Below are 21138 nucleotides of genomic sequence, written 5' to 3'. Positions count from 1 at the left end.
TTAGATAATTAGATAATTTGTCAATGGGTGATTTGATAATTATGGTTTGACTTTTTAGTTCTAATTATATAATTGTGATTGTTTTACGATTTTACTTTTTGATTGATTATTTATTAATAATTAGAAAAAGTATCTATTGATTCATTTTCTAATTATCACATTTTCTTATTGACTTATTAATCCGTTAATAAAGTTTTCATCTATTTCAGTGAAATCTTTAAAAATGAAATCAGCCTCATGTAAAATTGTTTCCTCACCAATTCCAACACTTACCATTTCTGCGATATTTGCTGCCTGAATTCCGGCAACAGAATCTTCAAATACAATTGAATTTTTTGGATCAATATTTAATAATTGAGCCGCTTTTAAGAAAACTTCAGGATCTGGTTTTGCGTTTGTAACGTCATTTCCGTCAACAATTACATCGAAATACGAAATGATGCCTGTTTTTTCTAAAATTGGTCTTGCATTTTTGCTGGCAGAACCCAATGCAATTCCCTGGTTTTTATCTTTTAATAGCTTTAGAATTTTTAAAACTCCAGGAAGAATCTCGCTTTCGTCCATGTCAACTAAATAAGATAAGTAATCTTCGTTTTTTTGAATTAACCATTTGTCCTTGTTTTCCTGCGAAGCCTGAACATTTCCTAATCCAAGTATAATATCCAACGACCGAATACGGCTTACGCCTTTTAATAGTTCGTTGTCCTCATGCGTAAAATTTATATTTAGAGATTGTGCAATTTTCTGCCACGCTAAAAAGTGATATTTAGCGGTATCTACGATCACTCCGTCAAGATCGAAGATGAATGCTTTTTTATTATTCATGAATTTCAATTTTAGTTCTGCTATTTACTCTAAGCGTAAGTAATCCTGCAAATATCATCGATACACCTCCAATTATTAAGGCGTAAATAGGTTCATTGTTAAAAAATTGTTTTACAACAAACCCTAATATTGTTGCGGCCACAATTTGAGGGATTACTACAAAAAAGTTGAAAACACCCATATAATAACCCATTTTTGCAGCTGGTAAAGCACCAGAAAGCATTGCGTAAGGCATAGATAAAATACTGGCCCACGCAATTCCGACACCAACCATAGGAAGGAGAAGCATTTGCTTATCGCTTATGAAATAAATTGAAATTAAACCAACACCTCCGGCACAAAGTGCTAATAAATGTGTTGCTCTAACGCCTACTTTTTTCGCAACGATTGGCAGTAAGAAAGCTACAGCGGCAGCGATTCCGTTATAAACAGTAAATAAAACAGAAACCCAGTCAGCAGCATCATTGTATACTTTTGAAGTTGTATCTGTTGTGCCAAAAATATGTTGTGTAACAGCTTGTGTAGTATAAATCCACATAGAGAAAAGCGCAAACCAGGAAAAAAACTGTACCCAGGCCAGTTTTTGCATTGTTCTTGGCATGTTCAATAAATCGGTCATGATTATGGTAAAACCATTTTGAACATTTTTAGTTCGTAATTGTGATGTAATGATGAACAATACGCCCATGAAAATCAATCCGATAAATAAAATATAGAGTTCTTTTGCCAGGTTGTTCTCAAAAATTAAAAATGAAACAAGTCCGCCAATAAATGCAAATACTAATCCTAAAAATAATTGCTTTTTGATCGTAACACCTGATCCTGAATTTACAGAAACATTTTCAGAATCTTTTTTGCTGTTAGCTTCAAATGCATGAAGTTCTTCGGGAGTATATTCAGTTGTTTTAAAAACAGTCCATAAAACGGAAAGTAGAAAAACAATCCCGCCAATATAAAAAGACCATTTTACGGCATCCGGAATAATTCCTTTTGGTGCAACGTTGCTGACATCAAAAACATTTGTGAAAAGATAAGGTAAAACAGAACCTACAACAGCTCCGGTACCAATGAAAAAACTCTGCATTACAAAACCTAATGCACGCTGGTGGTCTGGTAAATTATCGCCAACAAAAGCTCGAAAAGGTTCCATCGAAACATTTATCGATGCATCCATTATCCATAAAGTTCCTGCCGCAATCCATAAAGTAGGAGAGTTTGGCATAATGAATAATGCAATAGAAGATAAAATAGCGCCAACTAAAAAATAAGGGCGGCGTCTTCCTAAACGTGTCCATGTTCTGTCACTGAAATAACCAATAACGGGCTGAATAATTAAACCTGAAACCGGCGCAGCAATCCATAAAATTGGAATTTCATCTATTTGGGCACCAAGGGTTTCAAAAATTCTTGAAGTGTTTGCATTTTGCAATGCAAAACCAAACTGTATTCCCAAGAAACCGAAACTCATGTTCCAAATTTCCCAGAAACTTAATTTACGCTTTTCCATTATCGTAATTTATGAAAAATTATACGATAAGCGCTTTGCTTATCAAAACTTACTGTTTTTTCGAAGTAAAAGTAAAAGCCTTGACGGGCGTAAAAGTAGTATTTATTTTTTTATTTATGCTAATAAAAAAGCCATAAATATTTTTTATGGCTTTAGAAAGTGTTGATTTTAAGAAAATTAATCAGTAGATTCTCTTTTTATCAAATGTGTTTCAATAACTTCTGTAGTATAGTTTTCGTTTTCTTCTTCGTCATCGTCATGTTCTGCTTCCAGCCTTTCTATAAGCATTTTGGCAGCTTTATTTCCCATTTTTTCTCCACTCTGACTTACTGTTGTAATACTTGGAGTTGAATATTTTGAAATGATTCCATCAGTAAAAGCAATTACAGCCAAATCTTCCGGAACTTTAAGTCCCATTTTATTTGCAGTTTTGATAATTGTCACCGCAAAAAGCTCATTTACTGCAAAAACAGCATCAAAAGCACGATCATGCAGAAGTTGACTAATTGTGATTTCGCAGGTATCAACATCTTCAATTTTAATAATTAAATCTTCGTTGAAAGGTAATCCGTTGTCTAATAATGCTTTTTCGTAACCATCGGTTCTCAGTTTTCCAACACTAACATAATCGACAGTAGTAACTAAGGCAATCTTTTTTCTACCGTTATCAATCAGGCTTTGAACAGCTTCGTATGCCGCTGCTTTATCATCAATAATAACTTTATCGCATAGAATGTCGTTGGTAACGCGATCGAACATAACAACAGGCATTCCCTGATTTATGACCTCAGTAATGTGGTGAAAATCGCCTTTAAACTGCGTTTCTTTGGAAAGAGACATGATAAAACCATCAATACTTCCGTTGGCCAGCATTTCCATATTTAAGACTTCTTTATCAAACGAATCATCAGATAAACATATCACAACACTGTAGCCATGTTCATTTGCAACCTGCTCAATTCCATTGATTACGGTAGAGAAAAAATAATGTACAATTTCCGGAATGATAATACCAATACTTTTGGTTTTTCGGTTTTTTAAACTAAGGGCAATATTGTTGGGTTTATAGTTATAAAACTTTGCAAAAGCCTGCACTTTCAGACGTGTTTCTTCTCCAATTTCAAGGCTGTTTCTAAGTGATTTTGAGACAGTTGAAATAGAGACATCAAGTTCCTTTGCAATCTGTTTTAAGGTTATTTTACGTTTCATAGCGGTTTTTAGAAAAAATCTAATTGATAATAAAGGTGTATAATATTTTTGGTATTGACAATTTTTGACTTAAAAGATTACAAAAAATAGAAAGTTTTCAACACTACCACGTTTTCGTAAACCAATAAAAATTGCCTCCTGTCGATCGTGTTAATAAATTCCTAATTTTGAAATTCGAAGTAAAATTAAAAACTTAACTAACAATCACAAACTCAAACTAATTTAAACAAAAAGTATGAAAACAATTTACAAAAAGTTGTTATTTTTATTCCTATTGTTGCCGTTTACTGTGTTAGCTCAAAACACTCTAAGCGGGACTGTTGTAGATAAAGCAACAGGTCAGCCAATACCAGGGGTAAATGTAAATGTTCAGGGTGCTCCAAGCGGCGCATCTACCGGATTTGATGGTAATTACCAGCTGTCAAATGTTAAAAGCGGAAGTAAAATCGTTGTTTCTTTTATTGGATACAAAACGCAAACGATTGATTACGCCGGACAAAAAACTTTAAATGTTTCTTTAGAAGAAGATACAAACCAGCTTCAAGAAGTTGTAGTACAAGTTGGTTACGGAACTGTTAAGAAAAAAGACGCAACAGGATCTGTTTCTCAAATTTCATCTAAAGAATTTAATAAAGGTATCAATGTAACTCCAGAGAGTTTAATTGGAGGGCGAATTGCTGGTGTAAATGTTGTTGGAGGAGGAGCTCCAGGAGCAAAAGCAGATATCAGAATTCGTGGGGGATCTTCTTTAAGTGCTTCAAACGATCCATTAATTATTTTAGACGGGCTTCCGTTAAGTAATGCTGTTCCAAGTGGTGCTACAAGTATTTTGTCTACTATTGATCCTAATGATATTGAATCATTTACGGTTCTTAAAGATGCTTCTGCAGCGGCGATCTACGGTTCTCGTGCAGCAAATGGTGTAATCGTAATTACTACTAAAAAAGGAACAAAAGGTGGCGTAAAAGTTAATTTCAGTTCTCAGGTTGGTGTAAATACAGTTGCTAATACAGTAGATGTTTTAAATGCAGATCAGTTCCGTGCTTTTGTAAATGAAAAGGGATCTGATGCTCAAAAAGCATTAATGGGAACTGCAAGTACAAACTGGCAGAAAGAAATCTTCCATACAGCGCTTACAACAAATAATAATATTTCTGTGAGCGGTGCTTTATTCAATAAATTGCCAGTACGTTTATCTGTTGGAAATGTTGATAATCCTGGAATTTTAAGAAACACTTCTTTTGAAAGAACTACGACATCGATATCGTTAAATCCGGTTTTATTTGATAATCACTTAAAAATTGATATTAGCGGAAATTTATCTTTCAGCAAAAATCAATTCCAGGATGAAGATGCAGTAATTGGTTCTGCAATCAGTTTTGATCCTACACAATCTCCTTATCAGGCAGGTTCTCGTTACGGAGGATATTTTGAATGGTTAGAAGCAAACGGAAACGTAGCATTATTACCTGCTAAAAACCCGCTTGCGAGAATAAATCAGGAAGATAAAAGATCTAAATCTACTAGAAAATGGGGTAATATTAGTGTTGACTATAAATTTCACTTCTTTGAAGATTTAAGAGTTGTGGCAGAAGCTGGTATTGATAGATTTGACAGCAGCGGATACAATAGACAAAGTACAGAAAGTGTTTTAGGATATCAGCCAAACCCATTCAGTAATGGAAACTGGGTAAATTTAGGAAACTATGATACTTATACTGATGATCTTCAAAACAAAAATTTAAATACATATTTTGTTTACAGCAAAAATTTAGGAAAACTTAAATTGGATGCTACAGCTGGTTACAACTATCAGTTGTTTCAAAAAGAAAAATACCAGTCGGGAGCGCTTACACAACCTGCTGCTACAAGAAATGAAGATGTTATCACCGATCCGGATATTAATTTACAATCATTTTTTGGTCGTTTGAATTTAGGTTGGGACAGTAAATATTTATTGACTTTAAACTACAGAAGAGACGGAACTTCACGTTTTTCTGAAGAAAACAGATGGGGTAACTTTATGGGAGGTGCTTTTGCTTGGAATGTTGCAGAAGAGTCTTTCTTAAAAGATAACGAAACACTTTCAAGTTTAAAATTAAGAGTAGGTTACGGTACTACAGGTCAGCAGGATATTTCTGCTCAGTATGATTATTTACGAAGAGTAACCCTTGGTACAGTTAATACTCAATATGTATTCAATGGTGTCGTTTACAGAACAGCTAGACCAGAAGGATATAACCAAAATATTAAATGGGAAGAGTTAGCAGAGATGAATATCGGTGTGGATTTTGGATTCTTAAATGATAGAATTACTGGTTCTGTTAACTATTTCGATAAAAAATCAACTGATTTATTAGCTGATGTATTGGTTCCAGATGGAGCTAACTTAAGAAATCAAGGATTTAATAATATTGGTGATTTAAGAACTAAAGGTCTTGAGTTCAGTCTTCAGTCTGATATCATCAAAAAAGATAATTTAACCTGGAATGTTGCAGTTAATGCTACTTATTTAGATCAAAAAATTGAAAGTTTAGGTCAAACAGTTGAAGGTTTCCAGGGTTATGAAGTAGGAGATAACATTAAAGGTGGAAATGGAAATAAAGTATTAATCAATACTGTTGGTTATGCTCCGAATTCATTCTTTGTTTATGAACAATTATACGATGCGAACAAAAGACCAATTGCTGGTGCGTATGTAGACAGAAACGGAGATGGTAAAATTGATGCCTCAGATCGTTACAGATACAAAAAACCAACAGCAGATTACACATTTGGTTTATTCTCTACATTAAACTACAAAAAGTTTGATTTTACAATGAACTGGAGAGCAAGTTTAGGAAATTACATTTTTGATAACGTAAATTCTAACATGGGGTATTCTGATGCTGCTTTAAGAAGACAGACAGATTTGTCAAATGTAAGTTCAGATTACTTAAACACAGGATTTAGATATGAAGATAACGGAACACAGCGTTACTTATCTAACTATTATGTAAAAGATGCTTCTTTTATAAAATTAGACAACGTGACTGTAGGCTATACTTTAGATAAAGCTTTATTAAAAGCGGCATCTTTAAGATTCTCAGCAGGTGTTCAAAACGTTTTTGTACTTACAAAATATGATGGTTTGGATCCGGAGAAATTCAACGGAATTGATGGTAACGTTTACCCAAGAGCTAGAACTTTCTTGTTTGGAGTAAATGCAAGTTTCTAATCGTACATTGAAAAACAAAATTTAAAACATACAAAATGAAAATATCATTTAAATATATATCTTATTTCTTCCTATTCATTCTGGGAATAAGTATGACGCTTACTTCGTGTACTGACGATTTAAACGTTACGCCAAAGGATGATGATGAATTTTTATCTGAAACCTTTTTTCAGGATCCGGCATCTTATAAACAAGTATTAGCAAAGCTATATGCTGGTTTGTATGTAGGAGGGAATGACGGTGACGGACAGGCTGACATTGCAGGTCTTAGCGGGGATTTTAGCAGTTACTTACGCCTTCTTTTTGTAACTCAGGAATTTACAACAGACGAAGCGATTATTGCTTGGGCCGATGGTACTTTACCAACGTTAAATACACAAACATGGTCTCCTCAAAATGAGTTTTTATATGGAACTTATTCTAGAGCATCTTATCATATTAGTTTAGCAAATGAATTTTTGAGACAAACTACAGATGAGAAATTAACAGCAAGAGGTGTTGATGCTAATTTGAAAACTGAAATTGCCACTTTTAGAGCTGAGGCACGTTTTTTAAGAGCTTTTTCTTATGTTAATTTAATGGATTTATTTGGTAATGTGCCAATTACTACAGAAGCTGATCCAGTTGGATTCTTTTATCCGGTACAAAAATCAAGAGCGGAAGTTTTTGCTTTTGTAGAGTCTGAATTAAAAGATTTAGACAGCAGTCTTCCAAATGCAAGAAGTAATGAATATGGAAGAATAGACAAAGTTGCAGCTAAATTTCTATTAGCTCAGATTTATCTAAACTCTAAAGTATATACTGGAACAGAAAGAAATAATGAAGTAGGTACTTTATGTACTGAAATTATTAATTCAGGTTACACATTTGCAAATGTTCCTTATGCTTATTTATTTTCAGCAGATAATGATAAAAATGGTGCTCAAAACGAAGTTATTTTCCCAATCGTTAGTGATGGAAATGCTATTAGAGCAACTGGTGGAGGAATGAGTTTTATTCTTCATGCCTCTATTGGAGGAAGCATGGATGCTGCTTCAAGAGGTATGGACGGAGGATGGCAGGGAATCAGAACTCGTAAAGAGTTTGTAGCCCTTTTCCCTGATGTAACGGCAACTGCAGATAAAAGAGGAACTTTCTACACAGATGGTCAGTCTTTAGATATTAACAACGTTGGAACTTTTACAGATGGTTACGCCGTAACAAAGTATATCAACAAAAAATCTGATGGTTCGCCAGCTCAAAGAACTGACATTCCAGATACTGATTTCCCTGTTTTCAGAATTTCTGATGCTTATTTAATGTATGCTGAAGCGGCAGTTAGAGGAGCCAGCACCGCCAATATCGGAACTGCGGTAGGTTATATTAACCAAATTAGAACAAGAGCGCAAGCCTCTACAATATCTGCAGCAAATTTAAATCTTGATTTTATCCTGGCAGAAAGAGGAAGAGAATTGTTTTGGGAATGTCATAGAAGAACAGATTTAATTCGTTTTGGTAAATTCACAGGAGGATCTAAAATCTGGCAGTGGAAAGGTGGTACTATGAGTGGTACTGCTACAGAATCATACAGAGATTTAATGCCTATTCCGGCAAAAACAATTCAGGCAAATCCAACTTTGAAACAAAATCCTGGTTACTAATATCTATATAAGACAGTAATATGAAAAATATTTATAAAATTTTAATCGCGTTTATTGGTGTATTAGCGGTTTCATGTAACGCTGATGCTGTAGACGAAAGACCAGTTCTGGATTCTGTTAAAGTACCAGAAATTACTGCACCTGCAACAGGACAGACTTATGTTTTGGATGTTGAAAAAGCACAAGAAGAAGTGGCTAAATTTACTTGGTCAGCAGCAGAATATTCAACAAATGTAGTAATAAAATATACCCTATTGATTGATAAAAAAGGAGGAGACTTTACTACGGCAAAAACGCTTGCATCTACAACGAATGTTACAGAAGCTTCAATTTTAGCCAAAGATTTAAATCAGGCTGCAATTGATCTTGGAGGTAAACCAGAAATAGCAGCAATGTATGATGTAAAAATTGCTTCAAATGTATCTGGAGGATTTGTACAAACAGGAAAAAATGTAATCTCAATTACTGTAACTCCTTATGTTGGAAAAGTAGATTATGACTTTAATGACTGGTATTTAGTTGGAGACGCAACTGTTTCTGGCTGGGATAACAATAAAGGAAACCAAATCTTATTCAGAAGCGGAACAAATGCTAACGAATATAAATTTACAGGATACTTTAAAGCAGGTGCTTTTAAAGCTATCAAAAATTTAGGGAATTGGGCTCCAATGTACGGAGGTGCGAGTGGAAGCTTAGTGTATAGAGGAACAGAATCTGATCCGGATCCTGCCAGCTTCAGTATTGCAGCTGACGGTTATTACACATTTACTATGGATGTTCAAAAGCTGACTTATTCTTTAGTGCCTTACGCTGCTGGTGCTGGTGCTGCAACTTACTCAACAGTAGGTATTATCGGAAGCGCAACTTCTAAAGGATGGGATGCTTCTACTGCAATGGTAAAATCTTCTTTCAATGGACATATTTGGTCATTGGGTGTAACTTCACTTAATGATGGTGAAATGAAATTTAGAGCTAATGATGCATGGGATGTTTCATGGGGTGGAAAAACTCCTTTCTCTGGAGGAGGAACAGGTGATAATATACCAGTATCAAAATCTAAATATGTTATTTATTTTAATGATTTAGACGGAAGTTATCTAATGATTCCTAATCAATAATAAACTTCTTAAATAATTAAAGAGGGCTATCTCAGGATAGCCCTTTTTTAATCAACTAACTATTTAGCTAACCACTATATATTATGAAAAGAACTTTACTTATACTTTTTTTATTGATGTCTTTTGCTGTTTCTGCCCAAGTGCAAACGGTAACATACTCAATAAGTCCAGCAGCATTTGATGATACGACATCAATTACTATTACAATTAATGGCAGCAGTGTCAATGAAACTTCTTGGGGAATAAGTGCAACTCATGCTTTGTATCTTTGGTCCTGGTCTTATGATGTAAATGATACAAATCAATCCGACAGTCCGTCTAATGGATCTTGGACAGCCTCAAACGAAGCCAGTAAATTTACATATAATGCAGGTACAGATACTTACACAAAAACTTTTACACCATCTGTATATTTTAGCAGAAACGGAATAGGAAGAATAGGTTTTCTCGTAAAAGCAAAAGACGGAACAGGTGATAAAAAATCTCAGGACATTTTAGTTGAAGTAGGATCTTTTCAGGTAACATTAACTTCTCCGGCAGAAAATAGTGCAACGATTATTTCATCAGGATCTAATTTTAATATCACAGCAACCAATACCAATGGAACTGCGAGTTATTCTTTAAAAGCAAACGGAACTGTTATTAATACAAATACAGGTACTGCGAGTTATTCGTATTCTCACACCAATATTATTAACAATCAAAACTATGAATTGACTGTAACTCAGGGAGCAGTTACCATCGTAAAAAAGTTTTCGGTTATTGTAAATCCAAATACAGTTTCTCAGGCAATGCCGGCAGGTCTAGTTGACGGAATTAACTATAATGCTGCGGATGCTACAAAAGCAACATTGGTTTTAGATGCACCTTTAAAAGATTTTGTTTACGTTGCAGGAAGTTTCAATAACTGGCAGCCAACTTCGGCGTATGCCATGAAAAAGGACCCTGTTTCTGGTAAATTCTGGTTAGAATTAACCGGTTTAGTTTCGGGAGTAAATAATACATATCAATACTGGGTCGTAGATGCTACTCCGTTGGCAAATTCTCCCTCTTTAGTAAAAACGGCCGATCCATATTCGACTTTGGTTTTGTCTCCATACGATGATCCGGGAATTCCGGCAGCTTCTTATCCAAATCTGCCTGCTTATCCTGCGGGACAGCAATTTGAAGTTACGGTTTTAAAAACAGGCCAGACTCCATATAATTGGCAGGTTACGAACTTCACTAAACCAGCAAAAGAAAAATTAGTGGTTTATGAAGTTTTGGTTCGTGATTTTGATGCTGCCCGTAATTATCAAAGTTTAATTGATAAAATAGAATATTTTAAAAATCTTAAAATAAATGCAATCGAATTAATGCCTGTGATGGAGTTTGAAGGCAATGAAAGCTGGGGTTACAACACTTCATTTCATATGGCTTTGGACAAATTTTACGGAACATCTGATAAACTAAAAGAATTAATTGATGTGTTTCATCAAAACGGAATTGCGGTTATTCTTGACGTGGCGTTAAATCACGCTTTTGGCAGAAATCCGATGGTAAGAATGTGGATGAACGATCCTGATGGAGATGGTTTTGGATCTCCTACGGCTGAAAATCCTTATTTTAATATGGTGGCAAAACATACTTACAGTGTTGGGGAAGATTTTAATCATCAGTCCCTTAAAACACAGTATTATGTAAACAGAGTAATTAAACAATGGATCGAAGAATACAAAATTGACGGTTTCCGCTGGGATTTAACGAAAGGATTTACACAGGCTTGTACAGCATCTGATGAATCTTGTACAAATGGATACCAACAGGATAGAGTTGATGTTTTAAAAAAATATGCGGACTTTTCATGGAGTTTAGATCCAACACATTATACCATTTTTGAGCATTTAGGAACTGACACTGAAGAAAAGCAATGGGCAGATTACAGAATTACTGAAACCCCAAGCAAAGGAATTATGATGTGGGGTAAAATGACAGATCAATACAATCAGTTATCGATGGGGTATGCATCTGACAGTAATATTTCGAGAATGCTGAGTGCAAATCGTGGTTTTGCAGCAAATCGTTTGATGGGTTATGCCGAAAGTCATGATGAAGAACGCTTAATGTATAAAAATGTTCAATACGGCGCTTCCAATGGTTCTTATAATGTAAAAACAGTAAATACAGCATTGTCAAGAATGTCTGCAATTGGAGCGGTTTCATTATTGGTGCCTGGGCCAAAAATGATTTGGCATTTTGGAGAATTAGGCTGGGAAAAATCTATTTATACTTGTAATGATGGAACAGTAAACGATGCTTCAGCAACAATTTCAGGAGATTGTAAATTAGATACAAAACCACAGCCGCAATGGGTGAATAATTGGTTAGGAGATTCAAATCGTAATAAAATCTATAACGATTGGGCAAAAATGATAACCCTTAAAACTGTAGAGCCGGTATTTTTAGGAACTGCAACAATGACAAATGCAAATTCATTGACACAAAATATTAAAATTACAAATGCTGGTTTAGCTTCTACACAATTAAAAGATGTAGTAATTTTGGCCAATTTTGACACTTCAGCCCAAAATGTAGCAACTGGTTTTCCATACACAGGAACTTGGTACAATTTAATGGACAACACAACAATAAATGTTACCGATGTAAATGCCGCAATAAGTTTATCGGCCGGGGAGTATAGAATTTATGGAAATAAAACAGCAAATCTGGCAATTGAAGATTTTGAAAAAGGAACTGCAGTAAATCTGTATCCAAATCCGGTTTCAAATTATTTTACTTTAAATACTGCTTTTACAAAAGTTCAGATTTATTCAATTTCAGGTCAGTTAGTAAAGAGTTTTAATTCAAATGGAAATACTGATTTTCAATTTGGCGTAAGCGAATTACAGACAGGTTTATATATTGTAAAAGCTTCGAACGGAGACAACAAAGTTCAGGTAATGAAATTTATCAAAAAATAATTTAAAAATATATTTCAGGCATTAAAATTTGGTTTGGTTAGTAATGCGAAAGGGCTGTTCTATTGAAAAATAGACAGCCCTTTTCTGGTTTAGTTATTTATTGTTTTTGTTATTTCTTCCTGTCGTTATATTCTCCTATTACAGCAAAATAGCCAAATGTTCCCAGTCCCAGAACAATAAGAGGGGTGAGGATAAATAGAATAATGATACCAAAGACTAAATCATCTTGCTGATCCGATAATAATTTAGGTAAGCCAAATTCAAACACGCAAAAATAAGCGGCTGCAACTGCTAAAATAACCCATAAAACGCCTAAAGTTTGTTTGATTTTGTCCATGTTTTTAAAAATGTTAAAGATGATTAATTTTATTTTTGTTGTCTATGTAAATCATTCCAATCACAAAACAGATCGAAGCGATAATAATAGGATACCAAAGTCCGTCAAGATAAAAATCGCTTTTTCCGGCTTCTTTTGCATGTGTTACAAAATAGGTTGAAATCGCTGGCAGTAATCCTCCAAAAATCCCATTTCCTACATGATAAGGAAGTGACATTGAAGTATATCGAATTTTAGCCGGAAACATTTCGACTAAAAATGCCGCAATTGGACCATAAACCATTGTAACAAATAATACCTGAATGAAAACTAAAAAAATTAATGTCCACTCATCTTCAGAATTGATATTAATAATAACGCTACTTTGAGATTTCTTCTTATTGGCAAAATCTGTCTTTTTTTCTATGTACGAAGTTCCATCTGTATAGGTTTTTGAAATTGAAGTAATTATATCATTGTTTTTTGATGTTTCAACACTTTGGGTTGTTTTTTCTACAATTTCGGTTTTATAAGTAACATCAGTTGTATTGTACATCATTTTGTAAATAGGTCTGTAAAACAAAATGGCAAGCAGCATTCCGGACATCATAATATATTTTCTTCCGGCTTTATCGCTTAACCATCCAAAAACAATAAAAAAAGGCGTTCCTAATAAAAGTGAAATTCCCAGTAAACTGTCAACCTGAGAAGAGTCAACATTCATAACCGTTTTCATAAAACTCATGGCGTAGAACTGACCTGTATACCAAACAACACCTTGCCCCATTGTAGCGCCGAATAAAGCCAGTAAAACAAATTTTAAGTTGTATCTGTTTCCAAAACTTTCCTTGAGCGGATTTGTACTTGTATTTCCTTCTTTTTTAGCTTTTGCAAACACAGGCGACTCGTCCATATTTTTTCTTATTAAATAAGAAACGCCCACCATAACAATAGAAACCCAAAACGGAACACGCCATCCCCAGGAATCAAAATCATCTGGCGAAAGTATATTTTTAGTAGCCAGAATTACCATCAATGAGATAAACAACCCAACGGTCGCTGTGGTTTGAATCCAGGAAGTCCAATATCCTTTTTGGCCAACAGGAGCGTGTTCTGCGACATAAGTAGCCGCTCCGCCATATTCTCCTCCAAGGGCCAAACCTTGTAATAATCGTAAAATTAAAACTAATAAAGGCGCAAGAAAACCAATGGTTTCATAACTCGGAATGCAGCCTATCAAGAATGTAGAGCCGCCCATTAATAATAAGGTAGCCATAAAAGTATATTTTCGGCCAATAATATCTCCAAGTCTTCCAAAGAATAAAGCTCCAAAAGGCCTTACCACAAACCCTGCTGCAAAAGTGGCCAAAGTAGATAAAAAAGCCGCTGTTGGATTGTCGCTGGGAAAGAATTTTGTGGAAATTACCACGGCTAAACTTCCAAAAATATAGAAATCGTACCATTCAATCATTGTGCCCATTGAAGAGGCGGAAATTACTTTCCAAATACCTTTAGTTGAAGTTTTACCCATAAAAACGCTCTGTGTTTTTAATAACAAATAAAAATTTAAAATACGATTTCACGAATATAATAGATATTTTTTTATTTAGTTAATACTTTTTTAACAAAAACAATTTAAATATTGACTTTCTGATTTTTGGTAATCAAAAGTTTACAAAGTAGGTTTTTAACTGCAGAAGATATATTAAAAACACTAAGGTCTGCAAGTCATTTTCAAAACTTGCAGACCTTTATGTAATTTTATGTTTGTTAGCGGTTAAATTTATAGGGAAGTAATAAAAACAAAAAACCCGAATATTTCTATTCGGGTTTTGTGGTACCTCCAGGGATCGAACCAGGGACACATGGATTTTCAGTCCATTGCTCTACCATCTGAGCTAAGGTACCGTGTTGTGCTCATTGCGGGTGCAAAGATAGAATCATTTTCCGTTTATCCAAAACATTTTTTTAAAAAAATCAATTCGTATCTTCGCAATGGTAAAAAAATAAAAATGGTTTTAACAGTTGATGTTGGTAACACTCGAATTAAAGCAGCTGTCTTTGAGGGAAGTACTGCTCTTGAAAATTTTATTTTTGAGAAAAATGAGCTTGCAGAAGAAATTAAAAAAATTTTAGAAAAATTTCAGAATTGCTCCGATTTAGTTGTTTCATCGGTTGGTAATGTAGAAAAGCAATCTTTTTTAAACTTTGAAAATAGGCTCAATGTTCACTTTTTTACGCACGAAGATATTTTTCCTTTCAATAATAAATATGCAACACCAAAAACTTTAGGAATCGATCGGATGATTTTGGCTGCAGGGGCAGCGCTGCAATTTCCAAAACAAAATAGATTAGTGGTTGATGCCGGAACTTGTATCACCTACGATTTCATCGACGAAAATGATAATTATCTGGGCGGTGCAATTTCTCCCGGACTTCGTCTTCGTTATGAAGCTTTGCATAATTTCACGGCCAGACTGCCTTTGCTGACTTTGGAAAACCCGGATTCTTATATTGGAAACTCCACTGCGCAGGCCATTCATTCGGGAGTGGTTAATGGATTCGTCTATGAGATTGATGGTTTTATCGATGAATATCGGGCAAACTTTTCAAATTTTATAATAATTTTAACGGGAGGTGATGCAGATTTTTTGGCTAAACGATTAAAAAATACCATATTTGCCAATTCAAATTTCCTTCTGGAAAGTTTGAACCAAACATTTCAATATAAAATCAACAATGATTAAAAAAATTATAATAAGTGCTTGTCTACTTATCTCGTTCGTTTCATTTGCTCAGCAAGGTACTTCATCTCCATATTCTTTTTATGGAATAGGGGATACAAGATTTAAAGGAACCCTTGAAAACAGATCAATGGCAGGAGTTGCAGTTGAACAGGATAGTATTCACCTGAATATTGAAAACCCGGCGAGTTATGCCAGTCTTGGTCAAACTACTTTTTCAGTTGGAGGAACTTTTGCGGTTAATAATATTAAAAGCAGTACAGAATCTTCAAAAGCTCAAAGATCTACTTTTGACTATCTGGCTTTAGGAATTCCGCTTGGTAAATTTGGAGCAGGATTTGGTTTACTTCCTTTGTCTTCTGTAGGATATAAAATTTCAGATATAAATCCTGCCGAAGGAGCGGTTAGCAGTCAGCTTGAAGGAAAAGGAGGTGTTAACAAAGTGTTTTTTGGTTTAGGATACAAAATAACTCCAAAATGGAATATCGGAGCTGATCTTCAATATAATTTTGGAAAAATTACAACAACGACAATTGAAGCTATTACAGGCGTACAAAATGCGAGCAGGGAAACCAATTCATCTGAATTGTCTGGCGTAAACTTTAATATTGGTACAATGTATCAAACGAAGATTACGAAAAAAATAAATATCTACTCTAGTTTAAGTTATACTTTTGGAAGTAAATTAAATTCAGTAAGTTCAAGAATGATAGAAGTAGATGGTGATCCGGATGCGGTTAAAGGAGAATCTGTAGAAACAAATCTTAAGCTTCCAAATAAATTGACATTTGGCGCCGGTATCGGTGAAGCCAGAAAATGGTTAATTGGTACTTCATTTGCTTTTCAGGGAGCAGGAGAACTTGCTAATTACTACAATTCAAGTCCAAATGTTAAATACGAAAAATATAATAAATATGCTGTAGGAGGTTATTACATTCCAAATTACAGTTCGTTTGCAAGTTACTTCAGCAGAATTACATATAGAGCAGGTTTGAAATATGAAAAACTTGGTTTGGTGGTTAACAATCAGAATATTAATGATGTTGGACTTTCATTAGGAGCAGGACTTCCAATTACAGGTACTTTTTCAAATGTAAATTTTGGAATTGAATTTGGAAAAAGAGGAACGACATCTGCTGGATTAGTTCAGGAAAATTACATGAACTTTAGTTTAAGCTTCTCATTTAATGATAGATGGTTTGTGAAGAGCAAATTCAATTAAACATAATATATATGTTTTTCTAAGCTCATCACAATTTATTACATTTGGCAAATGAATTTACCAAAGAGATATATTATAAACGTTGTCACAGTTTTTGCTGTGACACTGTTTTTTGGATGCGAAAGTAATTTTAAAGATGTTCAAAAAATAAACTTTTCTGAATTCGTTCCGGGAAGTGATGCCGACACTGTTAATATTAAATATACAGATTCCGGCAGAATAACCGGCGTTTTGATAAGTCCGAAAATGCTCGATTATTCCAATCTTGACTTCCCTTTTACAGAATTCCCTAAAGGACTTGATGTTACCTTATATGATAAAAAACAAAAGCGTACTTTTATACGATCAAATTACGCTGTTTCATATAAAACTACAGGGATAATTGACTTGCAGGGAAAAGTCAGGATAACCTCAGAAGCTGGTCAGGTTCTTGAAACAGAACAATTGTATTTTGATCAGAAAAATGAATGGTTCTACACAGAAAGAAAATTTAAACTTACAGATGCAAAAGGAATTTCTTTTGGACAGGGAATTGATTTTAGCAAAGATTTTAAAGTGATTAATTCGCAGCGAATAAGCGGTGAAATTGAATCAAATGATGATAAAATATAAATTATGGGTTACTTAAAATATACACAATACGTTTACATATTATTTGCTGTTTACTTTATTTATGACGGTGCAGTAAAACTAAACGAAAATAATGAAGCTTATCCTTTAAGTTTTGTAATTGCCGGAATGGCGATATTTATGTTCTTTTTCAGAAGAAAATTTGTCAAGAAATTTGACGACCGAAATAAAAAACAGTAAAAATGGAGATTAGTATTATAATATTGTGTTTAATACTATCAGCTTTTTTTTCAGGAATGGAAATAGCTTTTATTTCCTCAAACAAAATTTATCTTGGAATTGAAAAAAAACAAGATAATTTTATTTCCCTGATATTAACAAAACTAACTGAAAACCCTTCAAAATTTATAGCCTCAATGCTTATTGGCAACAATGTAGCATTGGTAATTTACGGGTTTTACATGGGAGATGTAGTTTTAAAATGGATAATGGATTGCGGATTTCAATTCTCTCCTTTAACTACCATTCTGGTTCAGACTTTGATTTCTACTTTTATAGTTTTAATAACGGCTGAATTTTTTCCGAAAGTTTTTTTTCAGATTTATGCCAATTCCTTAATTAAGATTTTTGCAGTTCCGGCTTATCTTTTCTACCGATTATTTTATTACATCTCTACTTTTTTTATCTGGATCTCCGATTTGGTTTTAAAGAAATTTTTTAAAACAGAAGGCGATCAGGTACAGCTGTATTTTAGTAAAGTCGAACTCGGTAATTATATTACAGAACAGATGAACTCTGTTGAAGATGATGAAGAAGTAGATTCTGAAATTCAGATTTTTCAAAATGCATTAGAGTTTTCCGGCGTAAAAGCCCGCGATATCATGACACCGCGTACTGAACTTGTATCTATAGATTTATTTGATACCGTTTCAGACCTTAAAGAACTTTTTATTGAAACAGGATACTCCAAAATTGTTGTAAGTCAAAACTCTCTCGATGACATTGTTGGTTATGTGCATTCATTTGATTTGTTTAAAAAACCACAAACAATAAAATCTGTATTAATGACAGTTGAGTTCGTTCCTGAGACAATCTTGATAAAAGACGCTTTGAATCTTTTAATTAAAAAGAGAAAAAATGTTGCCGTAGTTTTAGATGAGTATGGCGGAACTTCAGGTATCATTACAATTGAAGATATAGTTGAAGAACTTTTTGGAGAAATAGAAGACGAGCATGATTTAGATGAGGAATTAATTGAGCAGGAATTAGGAGAAGGTAAATATTTGTTCTCGGCCAGATTAGATGTAGAATATTTAAATGAAACCTATAAATTGATGATTCCTGAAGAAGATTCGTACGGAACTTTAGGCGGTTTTATAGTTAATTCTACAAAAGAAATCCCGCAAAAGGGCGACAAAATTGTAATTGACAGGTACCATTTCGTGATAGAACAGGCATCAAACAATAAAATAGAGTTGGTCAAATTAACAGTAAAAGAGTGATTTTTTAAATAATTAAAAAAAATTGTGTAAAATAAAACGCTAGTTGTATTGTTATTAACTAGATAATTGTATTTTCGCAAACTGAATATAAAATTAACGATAATTAAAATGGCAGTTTTAGCAAAAATTAGACAGCGTTCCGCTTTATTGATAGGAGTTATTGCACTTGCTTTATTAGCATTTATAATACAAGATCTATTTACCAGAGGAACATTTGGTCAAAGTTCAAAAGATGTGGGAAGCATCGATGGAAAAGATATTTCATTTGAAGACTTTAGAGTTAAAGTTAGTAATCTTGAAAAAAGTGGTCAAGGAATTACTTCCACTGAAGCTGCAAACAGAGTTTGGGATCAAGAAGTTTCAATCGCATTATTATCAACTCAGTTTGATAAATTAGGATTGAGAGTTGGTGAAAAACACATAATTGAAGTTTTAAAATCAGATCCTAATATTGGAAAGGCTCCTATGTTTTTAAACGCAGCAGGAATGTTTGATGTTGTTAAATTTAAAGACTATATCAAAACAAATCCGGAAGCGGCTCAATTTATTTCTGCAAAAGAAAAAGATGCTGAATTAAACGCAAAATTCCAAATCTATAATACTTTAGTAAAATCTGGACTTTATACAACTGCTAGTGAAGGAAAGTTGAAGTATGAAATGGAAGCGAACAAAGTTAACTTTGCTTACGCCGGAGCATTATACTCTTCTATTAAAGACAGCGAAGTAAAAATTTCTGATTCAGATATCGTAGATTATATGAAGAAAAACGAGAAAAAATTCAAAGCGGATGAAACTCGTGAAATTCAATATGTTCTAGTTGAAGATAAAGCTTCAAAACAAGATGAAGCTGATATTAAAGCTAAAATTACTGCTTTATTAAACGGCAGAGTTGAGTACAATGCAAAAACTGGTAAAAATGATACATTGCCAGGATTTAAAAATGCTACAAACATTGCTGAATTCGTAAACGCAAATTCTGACGTTCCTTACGATTCTACATACGTTCCTAAAAATGCTTTGCCAGCTGTAGATGCTGATAAATTATTCAGCTTACCTGCCGGAGCAATTTACGGGCCTTATGTTTATGGAAAATACTATGCAATTTCTAAATCTTTAGGATTTAAAGCTGGTGTTAATGCAAAAGCAAGCCACATTTTAATTGCTTACGAAGGATCACAAACTCCATCACCAAAAGAAAAAAGAACTAAAGAAGAAGCAAAAGCAAAAGCTGAAGAAATTCTAGCTCAGGTTCAGGCTAACCCGGACAGTTTTATGATGCTTGCATTTACAAGCTCAGATGATTCATCTGCACAACAAGGTGGTGATTTAGGTTATTTTGGACCAAATCAAATGGTAAAACCATTTAATGATTTTGTATTTAATAACGGAATTGGTAAAGTTGGTTTAGTAGAAACTCCTTTTGGATTTCACATTATCAAAGTTACTGATAAACAAGACGGAATTCGTTTAGCTACAATCGCTCAAAAAATTGAACCTTCTGAAGCTACTTCTGATAAAGTATTTACATTGGCTACTAAATTTGAAATGCAGGCTGCTGATAAAGATTTTGCTGCTACTGCAAAAGAATTAGGCTTAAAAGTTGCTACTCCTGTTTCTGCAAAAGCTATGGATGAGCAATTTGGACCATTAGGAAACCAAAGAAACATCATTAGATGGGCATTTGATAAAGAAACAAGTATTGGAGACGTAAAACGTTTTGAAATAGCTAACATCGGACACGTAATTGCTCAGTACAAAAGCGAAAACAAATCTGGTTTAGTTTCTGTTACAATGGCAAGACCTTATGTAGAACCAATTTTAAAGAACAAGAAAAAAGCTGAAATTTTAAAAGCTAAAATGACTGGTTCAACTATTGAGGCTATTGCAAAAAGTGCAGGTGTAGCAGTACAGCAGGCAGCAAATGTAACTCTTGAAAACCCTGTTTTACCTGGAGGTGTCGGACAAGAACCAAAAGTTGTTGGTAATGCATTTGCTTTAGCTGCAAACAAAGTTTCTGCTCCTATTGAAGGTAATACCGGAGTTTATGTAGTAAAAAACATTAGTACAGTAAAAGCTCCTGCAATTGCAAACCACGCTGAATATGTTGCAAAAGTAAAAGCTCAAAGCGCATCTGATGCAGGCAGAATTTTACCAGCATTGAAAAATAATGCTAAAATTGAAGACAATAGATTACAATTTAATTACTAGGTTTCTATTTAGTAATTTATAATAAAATAAAAACCCGAAATATTCTTTTTGAATGTTTCGGGTTTTTCTTTGTTTAATGTTGTTTTAAAATATTTTGTAA

General features: G+C 34.0%; 15 protein-coding genes and 1 tRNA gene. 10 read left to right on the top strand and 6 right to left on the bottom strand.

The window, feature by feature from the left end; translation table 11 throughout:
* Nucleotides 1-165: 165 nt before the first annotated feature.
* The 3 genes from pgmB to ASE21_RS04990 all read right to left on the bottom strand — a co-directional run bounded on the left by pgmB (nt 166) and on the right by ASE21_RS04990 (nt 3541).
* The gene (gene pgmB / locus ASE21_RS05000; protein WP_057121478.1) at nt 166-825 is read right to left on the bottom strand and encodes a beta-phosphoglucomutase; all 660 of its coding nucleotides are present in this window, start codon (nt 823-825) and stop codon (nt 166-168) included.
* A complete protein-coding gene (locus tag ASE21_RS04995) occupies nt 818-2332 on the bottom strand; it encodes an MFS transporter (RefSeq protein WP_057121477.1) in 1515 nt (504 codons plus the stop codon). The genes pgmB and ASE21_RS04995 overlap by 8 nt, the downstream gene beginning before the upstream one ends.
* A gap of 177 nt (nt 2333-2509) precedes the next feature.
* Nucleotides 2510-3541, bottom strand: a complete 1032-nt coding sequence (locus ASE21_RS04990) for a LacI family DNA-binding transcriptional regulator (protein WP_057121476.1) — start codon at nt 3539-3541, stop codon at nt 2510-2512.
* Between the two features lie 235 nt (nt 3542-3776).
* Between ASE21_RS04990 and ASE21_RS04985 the strand changes: the two genes are divergently transcribed.
* From ASE21_RS04985 to ASE21_RS04970, 4 genes are all read left to right on the top strand, one after another.
* Complete coding sequence (locus tag ASE21_RS04985) at nt 3777-6758, top strand: SusC/RagA family TonB-linked outer membrane protein (RefSeq protein WP_057121475.1); 2982 nt, start codon at nt 3777-3779, stop codon at nt 6756-6758.
* A 35-nt stretch (nt 6759-6793) separates the two neighbouring features.
* A complete protein-coding gene (locus ASE21_RS04980; RefSeq protein WP_057121474.1) occupies nt 6794-8398 on the top strand; it encodes a RagB/SusD family nutrient uptake outer membrane protein in 1605 nt (534 codons plus the stop codon).
* A gap of 20 nt (nt 8399-8418) precedes the next feature.
* Complete coding sequence (locus ASE21_RS04975; protein WP_057121473.1) at nt 8419-9516, top strand: SusE domain-containing protein; 1098 nt, start codon at nt 8419-8421, stop codon at nt 9514-9516.
* Between the two features lie 83 nt (nt 9517-9599).
* On the top strand, nt 9600-12476 hold the full coding sequence (locus ASE21_RS04970; protein ID WP_057121472.1) for an alpha-amylase family glycosyl hydrolase: 2877 nt from the start codon (nt 9600-9602) through the stop codon (nt 12474-12476).
* A 109-nt stretch (nt 12477-12585) separates the two neighbouring features.
* Here the strand turns inward: ASE21_RS04970 and ASE21_RS04965 are convergent, their stop codons facing one another.
* From ASE21_RS04965 to ASE21_RS04955, 3 genes are all read right to left on the bottom strand, one after another.
* Nucleotides 12586-12813, bottom strand: a complete 228-nt coding sequence (locus tag ASE21_RS04965) for a DUF6814 family protein (RefSeq protein WP_057121471.1) — start codon at nt 12811-12813, stop codon at nt 12586-12588.
* A 13-nt stretch (nt 12814-12826) separates the two neighbouring features.
* A complete protein-coding gene (locus tag ASE21_RS04960; RefSeq protein WP_057121470.1) occupies nt 12827-14323 on the bottom strand; it encodes an MFS transporter in 1497 nt (498 codons plus the stop codon).
* Nucleotides 14324-14627: 304 nt separating this feature from the next.
* Nucleotides 14628-14700, bottom strand: a tRNA-Phe gene (locus tag ASE21_RS04955).
* A gap of 104 nt (nt 14701-14804) precedes the next feature.
* Here ASE21_RS04955 and ASE21_RS04950 point away from each other — a divergent pair.
* From ASE21_RS04950 to ASE21_RS04925, 6 genes are all read left to right on the top strand, one after another.
* Nucleotides 14805-15539: a type III pantothenate kinase gene (locus tag ASE21_RS04950; RefSeq protein ID WP_057122331.1), complete on the top strand. Its 735-nt coding sequence runs from the start codon at nt 14805-14807 to the stop codon at nt 15537-15539.
* A complete protein-coding gene (locus ASE21_RS04945; protein ID WP_057121469.1) occupies nt 15532-16758 on the top strand; it encodes a hypothetical protein in 1227 nt (408 codons plus the stop codon). Before ASE21_RS04950 ends, ASE21_RS04945 begins: the two co-directional genes overlap by 8 nt.
* 51 nt (nt 16759-16809) lie before the next feature.
* Nucleotides 16810-17370: an LPS export ABC transporter periplasmic protein LptC gene (lptC, locus tag ASE21_RS04940; protein ID WP_057121468.1), complete on the top strand. Its 561-nt coding sequence runs from the start codon at nt 16810-16812 to the stop codon at nt 17368-17370.
* A 3-nt stretch (nt 17371-17373) separates the two neighbouring features.
* Nucleotides 17374-17568 (top strand): hypothetical protein, encoded by a 195-nt coding sequence (locus ASE21_RS04935; protein WP_057121467.1) that lies wholly within the window; start codon nt 17374-17376, stop codon nt 17566-17568.
* Nucleotides 17569-17570: 2 nt separating this feature from the next.
* Nucleotides 17571-18830, top strand: coding sequence for a hemolysin family protein (locus ASE21_RS04930; RefSeq protein WP_057121466.1), 1260 nt, complete (start codon nt 17571-17573; stop codon nt 18828-18830).
* 108 nt (nt 18831-18938) lie between these two features.
* The gene (locus ASE21_RS04925; protein ID WP_057121465.1) at nt 18939-21038 is read left to right on the top strand and encodes a peptidylprolyl isomerase; all 2100 of its coding nucleotides are present in this window, start codon (nt 18939-18941) and stop codon (nt 21036-21038) included.
* The last annotated feature ends 100 nt before the right edge of the window (nt 21039-21138 follow it).

It is taken from the genome of Flavobacterium sp. Root901, from assembly GCF_001429765.1.
Lineage (GTDB): Bacteria > Bacteroidota > Bacteroidia > Flavobacteriales > Flavobacteriaceae > Flavobacterium.
This window is presented reverse-complemented; position numbering and strand designations above follow the sequence as displayed.